This is a genomic window from Pseudomonas sp. Root329 (assembly GCF_001424925.1).
Lineage (GTDB): Bacteria > Pseudomonadota > Gammaproteobacteria > Pseudomonadales > Pseudomonadaceae > Aquipseudomonas > Aquipseudomonas arabinosi.
Genome location: NZ_LMCV01000012.1, coordinates 215,306 through 235,289 on the forward strand (window position 1 = coordinate 215,306; position 19,984 = coordinate 235,289).

Consider the following 19,984-nt stretch of genomic DNA (forward strand, 5'->3'; position numbering starts at 1 on the left):
ACAAACAACTCCATCAAACTGCTGCGGGTAAAGGGGAAGGGCTGGTTTGCCGACTGCCGGGACGTACCATCAGCATCGCGCTCATGCCCAGTGCAGTGGCCACTGCCGCTGCCACGAACATCGACGAGTAGCCATAGCGCACGGTCAGGTAGCCGGTCAGCATTGGCGCGATGAACGAAGCGGTGTTGGCGATGAAATGGGTCATGCCGCTGTAGGCACCGACCCGGTTGGACGGCGCGGTGTCGATCACCACGGCCCAGTAAACCGAGTTGGGTAGCGCGTTGAGGGCGTTGGCCAGGGTCATCAGGGCAATCACGCCCCACACGGTCTGGGCCTGCGATACCAGGATGAAACAGAGCGTGGTCAACAGCAGGCAGGTTGCGGCCAGCCAGCTGCGTGCCACCTTCAGGTTGCCGGTGCGGCGCAACAGCAGGTCGGAGATTTTGCCGCCCAGTAGCACGGTGAAGCAGGCGCCGGTCCACGGAATCATGCCCATGTACCACAGCGACGATAGGTTGTAGTGGAACTCGTCCTGCAGGTATTTGGGGGTCCAGGTCAGTAGCAGAAACGTTACGTACACGAACGAGAAGTAACCGACCGCATTGAGTATCAGGTCTTTGTTCTTGAAGAAATGCCATACCGGCGCAACGCTGGTGGTCGGGGTTGAAGCATTGGCTGCCGCGGCGCGTTCCCGTCGCAGGAAATCGAGCTCGGCCTTGGACACCCGCGGGTTCTCATCGGGGGTATTGGTGAAGCGCGTCATGAAGAAAATCAGCAGCGCCAGGCTGACCACGCCCAGCACCACGAACATGCTGCGCCAGCCGCCAGTCAGGGTTTGCAGACCTACCGCTACCGGGGCGGTGAGCAGCGCGCCCAGTGGTGTGCTGAGCAGTCCAACCGAGACCACGAAGCCGCGCTCTTTGGGCGTGGCCCAGTTGGCCACGCTTTTGTTGATCACCGAGTAGGCCGGGCCTTCGGCAAAGCCGAACAGCACGCGGATAGTGGCGAAACCGGCCATGGCCGAGCCTCCCATGAATGCCAGCCCGAGGTCACCGGCAAACGCGGTGGCGATCTCGAAAATCGACCAGGTGGCCCCCGCAATCAGCCAGATGCGCTTGGCACCAAAGTGGTCGGCCAGGATGCCGCCGATCAACGCCCCGAGGATGTAGCCGTAACCGAAGTAACCCAGGACTTTGCCCCAGTCGGCCTTGTCGAAACCGTACTCCGGGAGAATGCTCGCCGAGGCATAGGCAATCGCGCCGCGGTCAATGTAGTTGAGCAGTGCCATCAGCATGATCAGGAAGAAAATCTGGTAGCGGAAAGACGGAATAGCTGCGCTCTTCATAGGGATCTGACTCTTCAAAATGATGGCAGAAGTCAAAAAGTCGGCCGCGTCCGGCGTATTTTTATTGTGTTACCCAAACGTTTGGGTTGCCGAAATGTAGATACAGGAAAAGCTTTAGTCAATCGTTTGGGTAAAGGTTTTTTTTCCGGGAAGAGGTCCCGGTTGAGGTAGAATCGCGCGCTGAATAATGCACGGTGGAAGACTCTCAAACATGCCGAATCAATCTCGCCCCGCCACCCTGAAGTCCATGGCGACTGCACTCGGGTTGCACGTCTCCACGGTGTCGCGGGTGCTCAATGGCGACCCGACCGGAGTCGAGCGAGCGGCGTCGGCTGAGGTGGTGGAGCGTATCCGTGCGCTGGCCAAGGAGCTGGATTATCGGCCGAACACGCAGGCATCCAACCTGAAATTGCGCAAAAGTCAGGAGATCTGCGTACTTATGCCACGCCTCACCGACCTGGTGATGGCGACCATTTATGACAGCATCGACAGCGCGGCGGAGGAGGCCGGCTACCTCACGTTCGTCTCCAATACCGACGACCTGCAGCCGCGCCAACTGGCACGTGCCGAGCACGCCTTGCGCCGCTCAGTGGCCGGGCTGATCGTGGGTGACTCGCACGTGGGTGAAAGCCAGCCCTTACTCGATCTGCTCGCACGCAAGCACATTCCCTACGTGCTGGTCAGCCGGCAGATTGCAGGACACCTCTCGGCGGCCAGCGACGACGAATTGGGCGGCTGGTTGGCGGCCGAACATTTGTATCAGCTGGGTTGTCGCGATGTGGCGATCCTGGCGGGTGAACGGCATGCGTCCACCGGGGCTGATCGTACCCGCGGATTCATCCGCTATTACCGTGAGCACGGCGTCGCCCTGCGCCCGGAGTGGATCCTCAATGGTCCTTTTGACAGCCACACCGGACACCAACAAGGCGAGTATCTGCTGGGGCTCAACCCACGCCCTCAGGCGTTTTTCGCGGTCAACGACTTCCTTGCCATTGGCCTGATGGGCGCCGCCCGTGACAAAGGGTTGCAGCCGGGCAGGGACATTGCCGTCGTCGGCTTCAACGACATCCCGCTAGCCAATGAACTCATCGTTCCACTGACCAGCGTGCGCCTGCAGATGGCACAGATGGGGCGGCATGCGGTTGAGTTGCTGCTCAAACGCATCAAGGGCGAGGCCGCAGAGTCGATCATCCTTGCGCCGCAGTTGCAGGTGCGGGCGAGTTCCTCGCTGTTGCGCCGCGTTGATTGAGGGGCGGCTGCACGGCCCTTCACTGGTAGTAAAATCAAGTGGTCAGGCGCTTACCGATTTCGCCCCAAAAATGTCGGCAGCGCTTAGTGATTTTGAAACGCTTTCAATCCTCGCTGTACTGCGGGCCTGGCTTCGATCGCGTCGAACCAGCGTGATAAGCGTGAAAGCACTGCCCAATCCAGCCGGTCACGCATTGATGCCGCAATGGTGAAAGCAGAGATGTCTGCCATGGAGAACTGATCTCCGGCCATAAAGTCGTCGGTAAGAAACCGTTCTGCATAGACAAGTTGTTCAATGACGCGCAGATCGATGACTGTGGCCGCATCGATTAATCCCGCTTGGCGCAGGAAAAATGCCGCATGGCTGGGCCCGATTACGTCCGTTACGAAAAAGAAGTAACGATCAAACACCCTGTCGCGCGCTGGTCCAGGATGCGCGGGTGCGAGTCGACCGGGAGCTTTGGCATCAGCGAACTGAATGATTGCGTTTGATTGGTTGATGACCAGTGCCGGTGTCGACGTATGGTCGACCAGGGTGGGGACTTTTCCTGCCGGATTAAGCGCCAGGTACGCCAAGTCGCGCTGCTCATTCGCTTGCAGATTCAGTCTCCGTGCCGTGTAGGGGATACCTGCTTCTTCCAAGGCTATCGCAGCCCTCAGACTGTTGCCGGTTTGAGCGCCATACAGCTCGATTTTTGGGTTCATCAGGCACTCCATTGGAAATGAATGGACAATCATTGGATGCTAAGTGAAAAGCGGCGTAAGCGTATGTCTTCAAGACCAAACGCATACGCCCATAGCGATCACACCTCGAACGCTTGCCGGTTTGCGCGTACGAAGTCAGCCACCGTTTGAGGCGCTTGTCCGGTGATTTCGCCGATAACTCCGTCCTCACCGCTAAAGATTCCATTCTGGTAGTCGACCGCGACTGCAAGGAAATGCTGGATCACAAACTCCGGCAGATCGTAGGTCTGCAGATGCTGGCGATACTCTTCCAGGGTCGAAGGGCTGTAGGTGATGGTGCGACCTGTGATTCCGCTGATTTCATCGGCAATCTGTTGATGGTTCAGCTCGACAGGGCCGTACAGCGGATAGGTTTTCCCGATATGGCCAGACGGCTGTGTGAGAACGGCGGCGATTAGCCGCGCCTGGTCTTCAGCGGCGATGGGTGCATGTCGGCCGGTGCCGTATGGCAGCGTGATCTTGTTCTCCTTCACGATTTGATCCAGCACCCACGGAAAGATCAGCCACTCGGAAAAGAACGTCGGGCGGATGTGCACGGTGGGTACGCCCGACCAGTCGAGTACGCGCTCTGCAATCCAGTGGTCGCGCGCGGCGTGACTCAGAGAGTCTTCCCGAGCAGAAATCTGCGACATTTCCACAACGACCTCGACGCCGGCTCGCCGGGCGGCATCGGCAAAATAGGCAGTCGCCTGAATGTAGCCAGGACGCACGGGATAGCACAGGTAGGCGCCTGTGACCCCCTCCATCGCACGAATGATGTCGTCATGTTCAAGGAGATCGCCCACAAATATTTCGGCGCCCTCGCTTTGGAGCGCTGCGCTGCGCTCGTCCTCCTGATGCACAAAAGCCCGAACCGCATGACCGCCGTCGAGAAGGTGGCGAATGGTGTAGACGCCGGTTTTTCCCGTCGCGCCGGTGACGAGGTATTTACGTTGCTGCATGGTGAATACTCCAAAGTAAAGGAACACACATTGCTCGTGCCGATATCACGTATCGCCGTCAGCTGTCGAAAGGAGCGTGATCAATCAGGTCGCACACATTCGGGCAATCGAACCCGTGCACGTGACGACGTCCGACATCCGCGAGCCCGGTGCCAATCGCCGTGTGAGGTTTCTTCCTGGCCACTTCGGCGACCGCTTGGGTAAACGCGGCTTTCATTCCAATGCGGGGGTAGAGGGCGAGGGTATCCTCGACCAGCGATGGCGTGATTTCTTCCAGCCGTAATCCCATCACGTCGACATGCGCGCCCATGTAGATGAGGGCGATCTCTGGCTGTTTGCGGTCGGCGATGCCGGCGCTGGAGTGAAGTGCGATCGCATCCCAAATCAGCTCGGCTTTCGATTCCGGGTAACCGTTTTCCAACAGGAAGCGGCTGGCAGCGTCCGCGCCGTCGACCTCAAAACGTTGGTCGGCTGCAAATTCGTACGTCAGACCCAGGTCGTGCAGCAATGCGGCGAGATAGACGGCCTCGCGGTCGTATTTCAGGCCTCGCTGCTGGCCGAGGAATTCGGCAAACCACCACGTGCGATGCACATGGTGCAAGAGCGCTGTCGAGTGAACGCGTTCGACGAGGAAGGAGGCCTTGCGGGCGAGTTCAGAGTCTGGAGCGCTGAAGCCGCCGATGATCACAGGTGTACTCATGTTTGCTCCCGGGGGATGAAGTGGGTTCGCAGTTCATTCTAAATAGTTGCAATTGGCAAAATTGACTATATTTAGATGATTTGTGCCAATATCCGTGCCAGGTCAAAGCGGGAGATCGCTGTGAGAACAACGACGAAATCAAAACATTCCTTTCTCGGCGTGACGCAAAAACGAGTGGTGATTTTGGGTTTGCCGCCCGTGGATTCGCTTGATGTGATCGGCCCGGCAGAGGTGTTTGCCTATGCAAACAACCTGCACCGCGGCGACTCTGCTCCCTACGTACTCGAGCTGGTTTGCGCGGGCGCCAATGAACACCTGGAGAGCAGCACCGGCATCGCACTCATGGCGCACAAGACGCTTGAACAGGAGCGTCTTGAAAACAAGGCCATCGACACCTTGATCGTGACGTCGGGCTGGAAAGCCATGGATCAGCTGGATCAGACGGCCATCGAGTGGATCCGCACGCGAGCCAAGAGCGTCAGGCGTGTGTGCTCGATCTGTGTCGGCGCGTTCGCCTTGGCCGAAACAGGGCTTTTGGACGGTCGAAAGGCAACTACCCACTGGCGGATGGCACGCAGCCTGGCTGATCGCTATCCCAACGTGCAGGTCGACCCCAATCCGATCTGGGTCAAGGACGGCAACCTGTACACCTCGGCAGGCATCTCGGCGGGAATCGATCTTGCGCTCGCATTGGTCAGCGAAGACCTGGGTGACGACATCGCTTTGGAGATCGCGAAAAATCTGGTTCTGTTTCTGCGACGTCCAGGCGGCCAGGCACAGTTCAGCGTCTCACTCCAGTCGCAGCATGCGACAGGTTCGAACCTGGATGAGTTATGCGTATGGATCAGTGAGCATCTACATTCGGAGCTTACGGTCGAGATACTTGCAGACAGGCTCGCCACTAGTGTGAGGACCTTGATTCGCATGTTTCAGAGGGAGTTCAAGACAACGCCTGCGAAGTACGTCGAGGACGTCCGGGTCGAAGCGGCCTGTCGGCAAATAGAGCTGGGAAGGCGCTCGATGGAAGAGGTTGCGCGCCGATGCGGCTACCACAGCGTCGACGTGCTCAGAAAAGCCTTCGTGCGACGCATGGGGGTGAGTCCAAAGGAGTACGCACAACGTTTCGCGCCAGTTAACGAGCCCGCATAGGGATGCCCGATGTTCATGAGCTTGCTCGAGCGGGCGGCTGATTCATTTGAGTCAGTAGAATGTAAACGCTGCTCAGCACTTATGTGACTTGTCATGGTCAATAAATCCCGCACGACCGTCAGCGGTCGTACTGCTCGGAGCCGACCGGATCCGCATCGGCATTTTGATCAAGGACAGTGAAAGCATGCTCGCCGCAAGATAATCAGCAACCGCCTCCACCCGGTTCCGTGAATCGGGACTCGCCGTACGTTTACCCCTCAATCCAATTCGAAGATTAAAAGCATGCACCTACGCAAAATTGCAGTTGGGCTGTCAGCCCTTGTTTTGCTCTCGACCGGGGCAGAAGCCCGCAGTCTGCTGGATCTCCTCAAGCCGCCCACCCAGCATCAGGAACAAGCGTCCCACTCGGGTTCGATCAGCCAGAACGCGGCCCTGGACCTCTATTCAAACAAACAGAAACAGGCATCGTTTGACGGCTGCGCAGATCTGTTCCCGGCTGCGAAACCGATCAACATGGCCACTGTGCCTGCAACCATGAAACCCTTGGCCCTGTGCTCTGACAACTTCGCGGTGCTGTACTCGCAAACCAGCAGGACGCCGCTGGTAGTGGTCGAACGCCTTAATGCCGCCCAGCTGCAGGATGCCAAAGGGGAGGAACGCACCAACCAGTTCTACCCGGACCCACGCATCCCCAAGAGTGGACGGGCAGAGTTGAGCGACTACCGTAGCCAACATCCGGCCGTGGACCGTGGCCATCAATCCCCGGCAGCCGATGCACCGAACCCCAATGCAATGGCCCAATCCTTTGCGCTATCGAACATGGTGCCGCAAGACCCAACCAACAACCGGAAGATCTGGAGCAAGGTCGAGGCGGATGTCAGAAAATTTGCCAAGCGAGCCGATGGCAATGTGTTTGTCTTTACCGGCCCGCTCTTTGACTCAGGCCACACCACCATCGGCGACAACAAGGTCTGGGTGCCGACCCGTTTGTTCAAGCTGGTTTACGACGCATCGTCCAAGCGTGCCTGGGCCTACGTATTACCCAACGCTGAAACCCGTATCGAGAGACCGATGGACTATGACGCTTTCGTGAAGAGTACCGGGCTCCACTTGCTGGGGAATCTACCGGTCACAGGTTCCGTAGGGCGCTCTTGATGGCTTGATGAATTGCACCTCAAAGGCTGGATGCATTTTTATCCATGCAGTCAGGTAAGAGCTCGCGCACACCATGAAAATCAGTTTGCTGTGCGCCGGGCACAAAACCCGAGAGCGCCACACGGCTCATGTGGGAGCGGGCTTGCTCGCGAAGGCGGTAGGTCAGCTTGCATCCATGTTGGATGTGCCGCCGTCTTCGCGAGCAAGCCCGCTCCCACAAGGGGAGGGTGCTGGGCTGTTAAAGGGCGTCGCGGGACGGTTGGCCGTCCACCAGGCGTTGAATGCGCAACGGATTGGCATTCTTCAACGCATCCGGCAGCAGGCTGTCGGGGTAGTTCTGGAAGCACACCGGGCGCAGGAAGCGGTCGATCGCCAGGGTCCCCACCGACGTACCGCGCGCATCGGAAGTTGCCGGATACGGCCCGCCATGGACCATTGAATCGCAGACTTCCACCCCGGTCGGATAACCATTCAGCAAGATCCGTCCGACCTTTTGTTCCAGCAACGGCGTCAGCTCAGCGAACTGTTCGAAGTCTGCCGGCTCGCCAATGATCGTCGCCGTCAGTTGCCCGTGCAGACCGTTCAACGCGGCACTGAGCTGCGTCTGATCGGCGACTTCGACAAACACCGTGGTCGGGCCGAACACTTCTTCCTGCAGCACTTCATCGCCCTTGATCAACAGGCTGACATCCGCCTTGAACAACTGCGGTTGCGCCTGATTGCCTTGTTGCGGACTGCCGGCCAGATGCTCGATACCGGGATGAGCGAGGAGTTTTTGCAGACCTTGGCCATAGCTGCCCAAGGTCCCGGCATTGAGCATCGTTTGTGCCGGCTGATCGCCCATCAGTCCTGCGACCTGCTGAACGAACGCGCTGAACTGCGGCGAACGAATACCGATCACCAAACCGGGATTGGTGCAGAACTGACCGCAGCCCTGAACCACCGAAGCGGTCAAATCACGGGCGACCGATTCGGCGCGGGCTTGCAGTGCCTGCGGCAACACGATCACCGGGTTGATGCTCGACATCTCGGCAAACACCGGAATCGGCTGCGCACGTGCTGCGGCCATGTCACACAACGCACGGCCGCCTTTCAGCGAACCGGTAAAGCCAACCGCCTGAATCGCCGGATGCTTGACCAGTGCTTCGCCAACCCCACCGCCGTAGATCATGTTGAACACGCCGGCCGGCATGCCGGTTTTTTCTGCGGCGCGGATGATCGCGTCGGCCACCCGTTCGGCTGTGGCCATGTGACCGCTGTGCGCCTTGAACACCACCGGGCAACCGGCGGCCAACGCCGACGCGGTGTCGCCGCCCGCCGTGGAAAACGCCAACGGAAAGTTACTGGCGCCAAACACGGCGACCGGCCCGAGGCCGATGCGGTATTGGCGTAGGTCCGGACGCGGCAACGGTTGGCGCTCCGGCAATGCCTGATCGATCCGCGCACCGTAGAAATCACCGCGACGCAGTACTTTGGCGAACAGGCGCATCTGGCCGCTGGTGCGACCGCGCTCGCCTTGAATCCGTGCCGCTGGCAGCGCGGTTTCGCGGCAGACCAGCGCTACAAAGTCATCGCCCAACAGATCCAGCTCATCGGCAATGGCGTCGAGAAATTGCGCCCGGCGTTCGGCACTCAGGCTGCGATAGGCCGGGTAGGCCGCCGCGGCAGCCTTGGCGGCGGCATCGACTTCTTCGAGGGTGGCCTGGTAAAAATCGTGAGGCAACGCTTCGCCGGTGCTGGCATCAACGCTGTTGACGATGATAGTGCCGGCAGCGCTGCGCTGACCGGCGATGTAATTGTGGCCGATGATCGTGGGCATTTCTGGCTCCAGAAAAGAATGTTCGAAACCCCCTTGCGGGGATTTCAGGGCAATAGGGGAGGAGAGAGGGGTTCAGGTGACTGCGCCGATCTGCCAGGGCACGAATTCGTTCTGCCCGTAACCGTGCTGCTCGCTCATGCTGCGTTCGCCCGAAGCGATGCGCAGCATGAGTTGGAAGATGGCTTCACCGCATTCTTCGATGGTCATGGTGTCTTCGGCGATCTCGCCGCAGTTGATGTCCATGTCTTCGCGCTGGCGGTTCCACAAGGCAGTATTGGTCGCCAGTTTGATCGATGGCGTGGGGGCGCAACCGTAGGCCGAGCCACGTCCGGTGGTGAAGGCGATCAGGTTGGCGCCGCCGGCGACCTGGCCTGTGGCCGATACCGGGTCGTAGCCTGGGGTGTCCATGAACACCAGACCTTTGGCGCTGACCACTTGGGCGTACTCATAGACATCGACCAGATTGCTGGAGCCTGCCTTGGCCACGGCACCCAGGGATTTCTCCAGGATGGTGGTCAAGCCTCCGACCTTGTTTCCGGCCGAAGGGTTGTTGTTCAGTTCTGCGCCCATGCGTGCGCAATACGCCTCCCACCAATGGATCCGGGCGATGAGCTTTTCGCCCACGGCGCGGTTGACGGCCCTACGGGTCAGCAGGTGTTCGGCACCGTAGATTTCCGGGGTTTCGGAAAGGATGGCCGTACCGCCACAGGCGACCAGGCGGTCCACTGCATTGCCTAGCGCAGGGTTGGCGGTGATACCGGAATAACCGTCCGAGCCGCCACATTGCAAGCCAATCACCAGATGCCTGGCACTCACGGGTTCGCGCTTGACCTGGTTGGCCTCCTCAAGCAACGCCTTGACCTGGGCGATGCCGCTGGCGACCGCTTTGGAGGTGCCGCCGCTGTCCTGGATGCTGAATGTACGCAGCGTATCGCTGCGGCTCAGGCCTTGGGTGCTGAGCAGCCCTTCGATCTGGTTGGTTTCGCAGCCCAGTCCGATGACCAGCACCGCGGCGAAGTTGGCATGGGTGGCGTAGCCGGCCAATGTTCGGCGCAGCAAGGCCAGGCCTTCGCCGGCCGGGTCCACTGCGCAACCGGCGGAATGGGTCAGGGCGACCACGCCATCGACGTTGGGGTACGCCAGTAACGCGGCAGGATTGATGTCCCGGCGGAAGTGGTCGGCAACGGCGCGGGCCACGGTGGCCGAGCAATTGACCGAGGTCAGGATGCCGATGTAGTTGCGCGTCGCCACCCGACCATCCTGGCGCACGATCCCCATGAACACCGGCTCGTCGTTCAAGGGCTTGTCAGGTTTCACATCGACGCTGAAGGCATAGTCACGGGCGAAATCGCCCATGGTCAGGTTGTGTACATGCACGTGATCGCCGGCTTCGATAACCCCGGTGGAAAAACCGATGATCTGTCCGTAACGACGCAAGGGCTGGCCGGCTTCGACACGGCGTGCGGCGATTTTGTGGCCGGCGGGTATCGGCTGGCGTACGGTCACGCCTTCCTGCTCGAGTACTTCACCCGCCACCAACGGCCGACGGGCGATCAATACATCGTCCAGAGGATTGAGGCGCAGGACGGCAGCTGCACCGGTTTTCATGATCAATTCCATCGCAAACTCTCTGGCTATGAAGCGTGGGAGGTCGCTGGCGAACGAGCCGCGCCTTACCTTTGTCGCTGAACTATAAGAGCCGCCGCCCGTGGCTGCCTAATGAGACCTTTGGATTGATCGATAACCTTTTCTCATTGGTTCAGGGTTTTTTGAGTGAAACATCGCTCAACGGTCGCCAGCTTCCCGTCGCAGCCTGGCGAACTCCAGCAACGTATCGGCGAATTCCCGGGCGGCTTCGCTCAGCGGTTCGTCCTTGCGCGTGATGATGCCGTAGTCCTGGGGCTCGACCTTGAACGGCGTGTTAAGCACCTTGAGCAAGCCGCTCTGAACCTGCGACTGGACCATGGATTCGGGCAGCATTGCGAGCATCGGTCCCGATTGCAGCAGTTGCAGGAAGGTCGGCATCGAGATGGTCTCGACCGTGTTGGTGGGCGTGCGCACATTGAACTCGGCGAAGGCACTTTCCATTCGTCGCCGTATGGGGGCATTGAAGGGGTACATGACCCAGGGCCAATCGCCGAGCTGATCGGTCGCTACTTCATCGAACTGCGCCAGGGGATGGCGACTGTTGACCACCAGGCAAAAGGGCTCGGGCCCGAGCGCACGAAACTCGAAGGGTTGCTGATAACGTTCATCGGTGAAGCGGGCAATGATCAAGTCGAGTTTTTTGTGCTCGAGCATTTCCAGCAGTTGATTGCTGGTTTGCTCGATCACTTCGATGGACAACATCGGGCGGTCCAGCTTGATCCGGGTGATGGCCTCGGGCAGCACGACCGAGGTCGCAGCGAAAATCGCGCCGACTTTCAAATGACCATGTCCACCTTTGCGCAGCTTATTGAGCTGATCGACGAAAGATTGCGTGTCGTCCAGGGTCATCCGCGCATAGCGGACCACGAACTCGCCGAGCTCGGTCAGGACCATGCTGCGGGTCTGCCGTTCGAACAAGGCAAAGCCGAGCAACAGTTCGATGTCGCGCAACATTTTGCTGATGGCGGGTTGGGTCAGGTTCATCAGCTCGGCGGTGGTATGCATGTTGCGGGTCCGAGCCAGGGTATCGACCAGCATCAGGTGCTTGATCTTGAGCCATTTGCTGACGCTGGCGTATGAAATCTCGTCGTTTTCCATAAGTCGCTCACATCTGATTGATAACGAAACGATATCAAATGCTGAAAATATGTCATTGGGATTTATCGATCCAGTCCACTAGTTTTGCTCGGTCGTTATCGAATTGACCTGGATCTGCATATGCCCAAGCTGAATTTGACTGGTAAAAACACCCTCCCTATCGATGGCCTGGAAGGCACGCTGATCGGTCGCGCCTGGGTGCCGGGGGAGGCCGCAGGCCCGTCGCCGGTGGTACTGCGCGTCGATGGCGTGTTTGATCTGTCGCAGGAGTTTGCGACATTGAGCGATCTGCTTGAGAGCCCGTCACCGCTCGAAGCTGTTCGCGGCGCCCGGGGTCGATACATTGGCAGTGTTGACGAATTGCTGGCCAATACGGGAGTCGGCTCCGACCCCGCCAAAGCTTTCTTTTTGCCCCCGGCTGACCTGCAAGTGATCAAGGCCGCCGGTGTGACATTCGCTTCCAGTATGATCGAGCGCGTGATTGAAGAGCAGGCTGGTGGTGATGCGGTCAAGGCCGAGAGCGTGCGCAACGTGGTCAAGGCAGCTATCGGCGATAACCTGCGTTCGATCAAACCGGGTTCGAGCGAAGCAGCGCGGCTAAAGGCGGTGTTGATCGGGCAGGGGTTGTGGTCGCAATACCTGGAAGTGGGGATCGGCCCGGATGCCGAGATATTCACCAAGGCGCCGGTTCTCGCTTCCGTTGGCAGCGGCAACGAGGTCGGTATTCATCCCGAGTCCAGATGGAACAACCCAGAGCCGGAAATCGTCCTGGCGGTGAACAGCCATGGCCGGATACTCGGTGCAACCCTGGGCAACGACGTCAACTTGCGCGACTTCGAAGGCCGCAGCGCATTGCTGTTGAGCAAGGCCAAGGACAACAATGCGTCTTGTGCGATCGGCCCGTTTATTCGCCTGTTCGACGAAGGCTTTTCTCTGGATGATGTGCGCCGCTGCGTGGTCGACTTGGTCGTCGAAGGTGATGACGGTTTCATCCTGCGCGGCAGCAGTTCGATGGAGCAGATCAGTCGCGATCCGCTGGAGCTGGTAGCCCAGACCGTGGGCAGCAATCACCAGTACCCGGATGGTTTCATGCTGTTCCTGGGTACCCTGTTTGCTCCGACGCAGGATCGTGAAGAGCAGGGCAGCGGTTTCACCCACAAGCAGGGCGATAGCGTCAGCATCGGCAGCCCGTTGCTGGGCACGCTGCACAATCGCGTCACCTACAGCAATCAAGCCACACCCTGGACGTTTGGTCTGCGTGCATTGATGGGCAACCTGGCTGCTCGCGGTCTGGTGGCAGGTAAATCACTCCACTGATTTGCCTGCCAGAGGTTCCTGGCAGATGAAAACAGTGGTCGCTGGACAATAATAATAAGGCACACAAATGATGACCAAAAACACAACGAGAGCGGATCACGCGGCAGCCATCGAGAGCGCCATCGCCAAATGCCGGTGGAAGCTGTTGCCGTTCCTGGCATTGATGTTTGCCCTGGCAATGATCGATCGCTCCAACGTCGGGTTCGCCAAGGCGGCACTGCAAACCGATATCGGCTTGAGCAATGCCGCCTTCGCTCTGGGCGCGGGTATTTTCTTTATCGGTTATGCGATCTTCGAAGTCCCCAGCAACCTGATGTTGCACCGGGTCGGCGCACGGCTCTGGCTCAGCCGGATCATGATCACCTGGGGGCTGGTGTCCGCCGCCATGATGTTCACCCGGGATGAAACAACGTTTTACGTCCTGCGATTTCTGCTCGGTGTGGCCGAAGCGGGCTTTTCCCCGGGTGTCATCCTGTACCTGACCTACTGGTTTCCGGCCCAGCGTCGCGGCCAGGCCATCGGGATCTACTATTTCGGCTTGCCAATGGCCCTGATGCTGGGCAGTCCGCTGTCGGGCTGGTTGCTGGAAATGCATGGCATGTTCAACCTGACCAACTGGCAGTGGATGTTCCTGGTGGAAGGCCTGGCGGCTGTCGTCGTGGGGATCATTGCGCTGTTCTACCTCAAGAGTAAGCCACAGGATGCCCCTTGGCTGACCCGCGAGGAGAAGGCCGCTCTGAGCCAGGAGCTCGAAGCCGAAGACAAGCTCAAACTGGCCCATGGCCCGAACAACCTGATGGGCCTGATGCGCAACAAGCGAGTGCTGAAGTTCATCCTGATCTACTTCAGCGTTCAGGTCAGTGTGTACGGGGTGATCTTTTATCTGCCAACCCGAATTGCGGAGCTGCTGGGAACCAAGGTCGGCTTAGAGGTGGGCATGTTCATTTCACTGCCATGGCTGTGCGCCGCCATCGCCATGTACTTTGTGACGCGTTATGCCGACCGGCATGGGGCGCACCTGAAGATGGCGATGTGCATGCTCAGTATGGCAGCCCTTGGCATTGCCGCTTCGGCCTTGCTCAACAGCTTTGCCCCGGTACTGCTGGCTTTCTGTTTTGCAGCGGCTGGCTTCGTGACTGTTCAACCGCTGTTCTGGACGCTGCCGACCGGCTACCTCGGTGGGGTCGCCGCGGCAGGCGGTATTGCCCTGATCGGTTCCATGGGCAACATCGGCGGCTTCGTTGCGCCAATGCTCAAGGCCAATATGGAGGTCTGGTTCACCGATCCACGGGCAGGGATGTTGTCGCTGTCGGCCGCGGGGTTGGTAGGGGTTTACCTGCTATGGACGTTGCGTGTGCCGAAGGGGCAACTGCAGGTCAATCAAGGTCCGCTGGACGGGGTGGCAAATAACGCCCGGGCACCTTCGAATCCTTGAAACCACAATAGACCGAAAAAAATAGCCGAAGCCTTTTAAGGGCTTCGGCTTTTTTTTGTCCATAAATCCTGCCGGTGTGAGTGCGGTCAGTGCCTTCTCCCGGGTTCAACGCCTGCCGTCTTTATTGGCTGGAGCGAATGGCCCCTCCATCAATCAACAAGTTCTGCCCGGTCAGGTAGCCTGCATGACTGCTGCAAACGAAAGCGCACAGAGCACCGAACTCCTCGGGTGAGCCGAAGCGTTTAGCAGGAATTTCGCGACGGCATTCGCCGAGGAAAGCTTCACTGTCTTGCCCCAACTCTTCGGCAGCAGCAACCAGGTTGTCACGCAGTCGATCGGTGTCGAATGAGCCCGGTTGCAGGTTGTTGATCGTCACATTCCGACTGGCAATGTTTTCTTGTCGGGCAAGCCCTGCAATAAATCCCGTCAGACCACTGCGCGCGCCATTGGAAAGACCCAGGCTTTCGATAGGGGACTTCACGGCACTCGAGGTGATGTTGATGATTCGGCCAAATCCGCGTGTCGCCATACCGTCTACCGTTGCCTTGATCAACTCGATAGGGGTGAGCATGTTGGTATCCAGCGCCTTGAGCCAGGCGTCGCGGTTCCATTCGCGGAAATCCCCGGGAGGAGGGCCTCCAGCGTTGTTGATCAAAATATCGAAATGCTCATGGGCCATGAGGGCTGCCGCGCGACCCTCAGGCGTTGAAATGTCTCCGGCTACGGCGATGACAGTCACTTCAGGATTTATCGCTCTGAGCTGACGGGCTGTTTCATTCAGCGCCTGTTCGCCTCGGGCGGTGATCACCACGTTCACGCCTTCGCTGACGAGTGCCTGTGCGCAGGCTTTACCCAGGCCTTTGCTGGCCGCGCACACCAGCGCCCAACGTCCTGCTATTCCAAGATTCATGCGTGTTTTCCTGAAAGAAGGAAGCTCATAGAAAGTGGTTGCCTACTGCCGAACCCTGCTCACGCATGATTCGCAGTGATAGGCAGGTTTGGCGATCGAACACTGATTCCCATAAAGCGCCGCACTCGCTCTCCTTCGGCATCGCAGCGTATGGTTTCAGGTGCGGCATCCAGTTGGATATTTCCGTTCTCCATGAAGACGACCCTGTCGGATATCGACATGGCAAAGTCCATTTCGTGGGTGACGATAATCATGGTCATGCCTTCACTGGCAAGGTCGCGTATGACGTTCAGCACATCGCCCACCAACTCTGGATCGAGTGCTGACGTAGGCTCGTCGAACAGCATGATGTCCGGCTCCATGGCCAAAGCACGAGCGATCGCCACGCGCTGTTGCTGTCCGCCAGAGAGCTGGTGCGGGTACTTGTGGGCGTGGGCGAGCAGGCCGACCTTGTCCAGCAGCGCATAAGCACGGTGTTCGCTCAGCTCGCCCGGGATGCCGTGGTAACGCGGCGCCAGCGTGACGTTGTCGAGAATGGTGCGGTGCGGGAACAGATTGAAGTTCTGGAACACCATGCCAATGTGACGCACGCCTCTGCGCAGACGGGCGCTGTTGGGTTTGTCCGACGCTTCGATGAATTTTTCACCGAACAACAGAATGTCGCCTGTATCGATACTTTCCAGACCGTTGACCGTGCGGATCAGCGACGTTTTGCCGGAACCGGATGGGCCAATGATCGAGATCACCTGGCCGTATTCGACATTCAGATCGATACCCATCAGCACTTGGTGCGTGCCATAGCTCTTCTGGATGTTCTTCAGTTGGAGGATTGGCGTCGCGTTGCTCCCCGCGGCTTTGCGCGCATTGTCGGGCAAGGCTTCGGCGCAGGCCTTGAGCTTGGCCTCGGCGGCGGCATCGAGTGTATGCGGCTTGCGGAAGTTCAGGTCCAGGTAGCGCTCCAGACGCTGCAGGAAATAGCCGAACACGGTGACGATCAGCACGTAGTACACGCCCACCGCGGCCAGGGTTTCCATGACCAGGAAGTTGGTGGCATAGAGGCGTTGGCCGACCGTGAGGATTTCGGTCAGGGAGATGACCGAGACCAGCGACGTCAGCTTGACCACTGTGATGTATTCATTGATCAGCGTAGGCAGCGAGATACGGAAAGCCTGGGGGATCACGATCAAGCGCTGCATGCCGAACAGGCCGACACCCAGCGCGCGGCCTGCTTCCTTCTGGCCCTTGGCCACGGAGATCAGACCACCACGGTGGATCTCCGCCATGTAGGCCGCTTCCGTGACCACCAGGGCCAGCAAGCCTGCGTAGAAGGGGTTTGACAGAATCGGTCCGCTACCGGGAAACAATTGCGGCAAGTTGTAGACGAAGACCACCAGCACCAGCAACGGGATGCTGCGGAAGAACCAGATGTAGACTGCTGCGGGAATGCGCAGTAACGGCGACTGGGACAACTTGGCCGTGGCCAGGCCAAAGCCCAACAGCATGCCCAGGAACCAGGCCAGGGCACTGAGCTGGACCACCGTGACGCAGGCCTTCCAGAAGTCCGGCAGGGAGAACAGGGAGATGAAATACGACCAATCGAATTGCATAGGGCACCTCGATCTGCCGCCCCGGTGCAGGGGCGGCAGATGACCAGACTACAAGGACACGTTCTTAGTGGGCAGTCGGTTCTTCCAAGCCATATTTCTTAAGAATAGCGGCGTATTCACCGCTCTTTTTGGTCTCCTCGAAGGCTTTTTGCACAGCCTGGAATGTTTCGTCATTACCTTTCTTGACGAAAATACCCAGGGTTTGCTGATAGATCGGGTGTTCGGTGGTGATCACTACCCGGCCGTTGGTTTTTTCCGCGATCAATTTTGCGGCGCCGGCGATTTCAACCTGGGCCTGAATGTTTTTGGACAACAGGGCCTGGGTCACTTCGGGTGCCGAGGGGTACTCGCTGACGGTGATGGCGCCTTTGTTGTTCGGCACGCAGTACTCATCGGAGAGCTTCCTGAATTCCTTGACCCAGGTGGTGCCCTGTTCCAGGCCCAGTTTCAAGCCGCACAGGTCTTCAGGTTTTTTCGCATTGATCTCGCTGCCCTTGGGCACCATGACCGCGGCACCGGTGTTGGCATAGGCGATGGTCTGGGCCTGAGTCTGGCGCTCCGGTGTGATGTACATGCCGGAAATGACCGCGTCGTATTTGGCGGAGTTCAGGCCCAGGATCAGGCTCGGGAACTTGGTGTCGACGAACTCCACCTTGGCGTTCATGTGCTTGGCCAGTGCCGCTGCTATCTCGGGGTCCGAACCCACCACGTTTTTGTCCTTGTCATAGGACTCGAAAGGAGGGTAGGTGATTTCCATGCCGACCTTGAACGTGTCTGTCGCGGCCATGCTCACCGAGGCACCGAGCATGCCGGCTGCCAATACAGCCAGGCTCAACAGGTTTTTTTTATTGTTTTTCATTATTTACAGACTCCGGCGTAGGTAAGGGGTGTAGTTGAAAACTTCAATCAGGACGGTTGAGCCTGATTTTTCAAATGTCCGAAACTGGCGGGCTTGCGTGCCTTGCCTGGCAGTTGAACGTCCCCATTGGCCACCCTTTGGCGCAGATACTGATAGGTCTGCAACGCCTGGCCATACATGTGTTCGCCGATCGTGATTTCTTCGTAGTCGTTGCCTCCCTGGGCGAACCCGGGCAGTGGTTTGATCTGGGTGTGATAGTCGCAGGCATAAAACAGTGGAAAGGAATAACGCTCCTCCTTCACGCTCCGCACCCGGTGCGCAGTGGCAACGAAGGCGCCTGCCGTCATCACTTCCAGCATGTCGCCGATGTTCACCACAAAGGCATCGGCAATCGGTGGTGCATCGATCCATTGTCCAAGGTTGTTCATCACCTCAAGGCCTGGTTTGTCGGCCAGGAGGATGGTGAAGCACTCATAATCAGTATGGGCGCCAAGGCCCGGTGCGTCATGGGCGGCACCGTCGAAGGGGTAGTGGATCAGGCGCAGCTTGGACGGCGGGCGGGTGACCAGGCTGTCGAAATAGTTTTCTTCCAGGCCCAGGGTCAGGGCAAAGCCGCCGAACAGACGCCGGCCCAAGGCGAAGATCGCTTCATAGTAGGCCTGCACCGACGCCTTGAAACCCTGCAGCTGCGGCCAGTCGTTGGGCCCCAGCAGCGGGGTGTTGGCCAACACCACCGGGTCATCGGCCGGGACTTCGAAGCCAACGTCGAAGGCTTCCTTGTGGTCCGGCTTGCCTTTGGAATAGACCTCTTCGCCTTCGGGTACAAAGCCCTTGTGGGTTTGCGAGGTGCCGATGTAGTGCCGCATCTTGGTGTCGACGGGCTGGTCGAAAAAGTCCTTGGCAGCCTTGCGCAGGTTGGCGATCAGTTGCGGGTCGATACCGTGATTGGTGATGTAGAGGAACCCGACTTCGCTGGCGGCGCGCCCCAAATGTTCGGCCACGGCCAGGCGGTGTTCCAGTTCGACGCTGAACAGACCGGCGATGTTGACCACCGGGATGCTATTGAAGTTGGCTTTGTGTGTGTCAGTGCTGGCGCTGTTGTTTTTATTGTCAGGCATGACGCATCGGCTCCCTAAGGATTGCTTGAGTGGTGGAAACGCTCGAAGTGTTCGCGCTCGGTCTGGCCCATCCACACGTTCAATGACCACAGGTCGGCGACCGGGACATTGGTGAAGGGCAAATGATGCAGGTAGCCGTCGGCGCCGAATTCCGGGGTCAGGGTGCTGACCTGGTAACCGCGGGCTTGCTGCGAGCGCCAGATGCTTTCCCAGTGCTGCTGATGGAAAGCCAGTTCCTTTGCATATTCGGGAGCCGCCGGGTGCGGAACCTGCGGGCCCTGGTCGTAACCGACCCGGGCCTGGATATGGTGAACCCGCTCGATGAACGCGCTCAGATCATCGGCCGGGTCATTCAACAGACGCTCGCAGGTCACGACCCAATGGCTGATGTCACTGGTGAACAACAGATCGGGCAGTTGCCGGATCAACTCCAGGGTCACCCAAGGGTTGAACAGCGACCGCGAGCGGTGGGTTTCGAAACTGCAGACCTGACCGTGCTTGCGCGCCAGTTCCAGTGCCTGACCGAAGAACTCCACTTGTTGTGGCAAGAACCAGCGATCGTTGCCCGCCAGCACGTTGACGAAACGTGGGCCGAGCTCGGCGGCCCAGGCGAGTTTCTGATCGAGGTCATTGAGGTGAACGGCAGGGGTCGCCGACTGGTCTGGCAGCACATCGTACGCCGTGAAGACTGTGCTGATATAACCCAGGCGATTGGCCTGGAGAAAGGCGGCGAACTCAGCCCGTTCACGGGCGTCGAGTGGCAGACGTGCTTCCATTCCATCAAAGTCCGCCTGCAGCAGCTCTTCAAGCGCCTGGGCCTTGCTGGCGGTGTAACCCCACAGCGTGCGGAAAATTTCCAGCTTCATCGGTGATCCTCAAAAATCTTCAGGCC

17 protein-coding genes are annotated in these 19,984 nt (G+C 58.9%); 5 read left to right on the top strand and 12 right to left on the bottom strand.

Annotated features, from left to right (window positions below):
* Positions 1-13 precede the first annotated feature (13 nt).
* A complete protein-coding gene (locus tag ASC74_RS12500) occupies positions 14-1,345 on the bottom strand; it encodes an MFS transporter (protein WP_056741649.1) in 1,332 nt (443 codons plus the stop codon).
* A gap of 211 nt (positions 1,346-1,556) precedes the next feature.
* Here ASC74_RS12500 and ASC74_RS12505 point away from each other — a divergent pair, with 211 nt between their 5' ends.
* Positions 1,557-2,594, top strand: coding sequence for a LacI family DNA-binding transcriptional regulator (locus tag ASC74_RS12505; RefSeq protein ID WP_056741650.1), 1,038 nt, complete (start codon positions 1,557-1,559; stop codon positions 2,592-2,594).
* 83 nt (positions 2,595-2,677) lie between these two features.
* On the opposite strand, the gene ASC74_RS12510 is transcribed toward ASC74_RS12505, so the two are convergent.
* From ASC74_RS12510 to ASC74_RS12520, 3 genes are all read right to left on the bottom strand, one after another.
* The gene (locus ASC74_RS12510) at positions 2,678-3,298 is read right to left on the bottom strand and encodes a glutathione S-transferase family protein (protein ID WP_056741651.1); all 621 of its coding nucleotides are present in this window, start codon (positions 3,296-3,298) and stop codon (positions 2,678-2,680) included.
* A 98-nt stretch (positions 3,299-3,396) separates the two neighbouring features.
* A complete protein-coding gene (locus ASC74_RS12515) occupies positions 3,397-4,278 on the bottom strand; it encodes an NmrA family NAD(P)-binding protein (protein ID WP_056741652.1) in 882 nt (293 codons plus the stop codon).
* Between the two features lie 58 nt (positions 4,279-4,336).
* A complete protein-coding gene (locus ASC74_RS12520) occupies positions 4,337-4,978 on the bottom strand; it encodes an HD domain-containing protein (protein WP_046046856.1) in 642 nt (213 codons plus the stop codon).
* Between the two features lie 75 nt (positions 4,979-5,053).
* Here ASC74_RS12520 and ASC74_RS12525 point away from each other — a divergent pair, with 75 nt between their 5' ends.
* Entirely contained in the window at positions 5,054-6,127 is a 1,074-nt protein-coding gene (locus ASC74_RS12525) for a GlxA family transcriptional regulator (RefSeq protein WP_236713279.1), read from the top strand.
* A gap of 282 nt (positions 6,128-6,409) precedes the next feature.
* A complete protein-coding gene (locus ASC74_RS12530; protein ID WP_056741653.1) occupies positions 6,410-7,282 on the top strand; it encodes a DNA/RNA non-specific endonuclease in 873 nt (290 codons plus the stop codon).
* A 238-nt stretch (positions 7,283-7,520) separates the two neighbouring features.
* On the opposite strand, the gene ASC74_RS12535 is transcribed toward ASC74_RS12530, so the two are convergent.
* The 3 genes from ASC74_RS12535 to ASC74_RS12545 form a co-directional block, all read right to left on the bottom strand.
* Complete coding sequence (locus tag ASC74_RS12535; protein WP_056741654.1) at positions 7,521-9,101, bottom strand: aldehyde dehydrogenase (NADP(+)); 1,581 nt, start codon at positions 9,099-9,101, stop codon at positions 7,521-7,523.
* 72 nt (positions 9,102-9,173) lie between these two features.
* Positions 9,174-10,721, bottom strand: coding sequence for a UxaA family hydrolase (locus ASC74_RS12540; protein WP_056741655.1), 1,548 nt, complete (start codon positions 10,719-10,721; stop codon positions 9,174-9,176).
* A gap of 165 nt (positions 10,722-10,886) precedes the next feature.
* A complete protein-coding gene (locus tag ASC74_RS12545) occupies positions 10,887-11,846 on the bottom strand; it encodes a LysR family transcriptional regulator (protein ID WP_056741656.1) in 960 nt (319 codons plus the stop codon).
* Between the two features lie 120 nt (positions 11,847-11,966).
* On the opposite strand from ASC74_RS12545, the gene ASC74_RS12550 reads away from it, so the two are divergent.
* Together ASC74_RS12550 and ASC74_RS12555 are read left to right on the top strand one after the other, a co-directional pair.
* Positions 11,967-13,163: a fumarylacetoacetate hydrolase family protein gene (locus ASC74_RS12550; protein WP_056741657.1), complete on the top strand. Its 1,197-nt coding sequence runs from the start codon at positions 11,967-11,969 to the stop codon at positions 13,161-13,163.
* A 67-nt stretch (positions 13,164-13,230) separates the two neighbouring features.
* Positions 13,231-14,598 (top strand): MFS transporter, encoded by a 1,368-nt coding sequence (locus ASC74_RS12555; protein WP_236713280.1) that lies wholly within the window; start codon positions 13,231-13,233, stop codon positions 14,596-14,598.
* A gap of 121 nt (positions 14,599-14,719) precedes the next feature.
* Here ASC74_RS12555 and ASC74_RS12560 read toward each other — a convergent pair whose 3' ends face one another.
* From ASC74_RS12560 to ASC74_RS12580, 5 genes are all read right to left on the bottom strand, one after another.
* Entirely contained in the window at positions 14,720-15,508 is a 789-nt protein-coding gene (locus ASC74_RS12560; RefSeq protein ID WP_056741658.1) for an SDR family oxidoreductase, read from the bottom strand.
* Positions 15,509-15,567: 59 nt separating this feature from the next.
* Complete coding sequence (locus tag ASC74_RS12565) at positions 15,568-17,115, bottom strand: amino acid ABC transporter permease/ATP-binding protein (RefSeq protein WP_056741659.1); 1,548 nt, start codon at positions 17,113-17,115, stop codon at positions 15,568-15,570.
* Between the two features lie 64 nt (positions 17,116-17,179).
* Positions 17,180-17,974 carry an ABC transporter substrate-binding protein gene (locus ASC74_RS12570; protein WP_056741660.1) on the bottom strand — a complete coding sequence of 265 codons (795 nt, stop codon included), beginning with the start codon at positions 17,972-17,974 and terminating at the stop codon, positions 17,180-17,182.
* Between the two features lie 47 nt (positions 17,975-18,021).
* Complete coding sequence (locus tag ASC74_RS12575) at positions 18,022-19,092, bottom strand: isopenicillin N synthase family dioxygenase (RefSeq protein ID WP_056741661.1); 1,071 nt, start codon at positions 19,090-19,092, stop codon at positions 18,022-18,024.
* A gap of 14 nt (positions 19,093-19,106) precedes the next feature.
* Complete coding sequence (locus tag ASC74_RS12580; protein WP_056741662.1) at positions 19,107-19,958, bottom strand: sugar phosphate isomerase/epimerase family protein; 852 nt, start codon at positions 19,956-19,958, stop codon at positions 19,107-19,109.
* Positions 19,959-19,984: the final 26 nt, after the last annotated feature.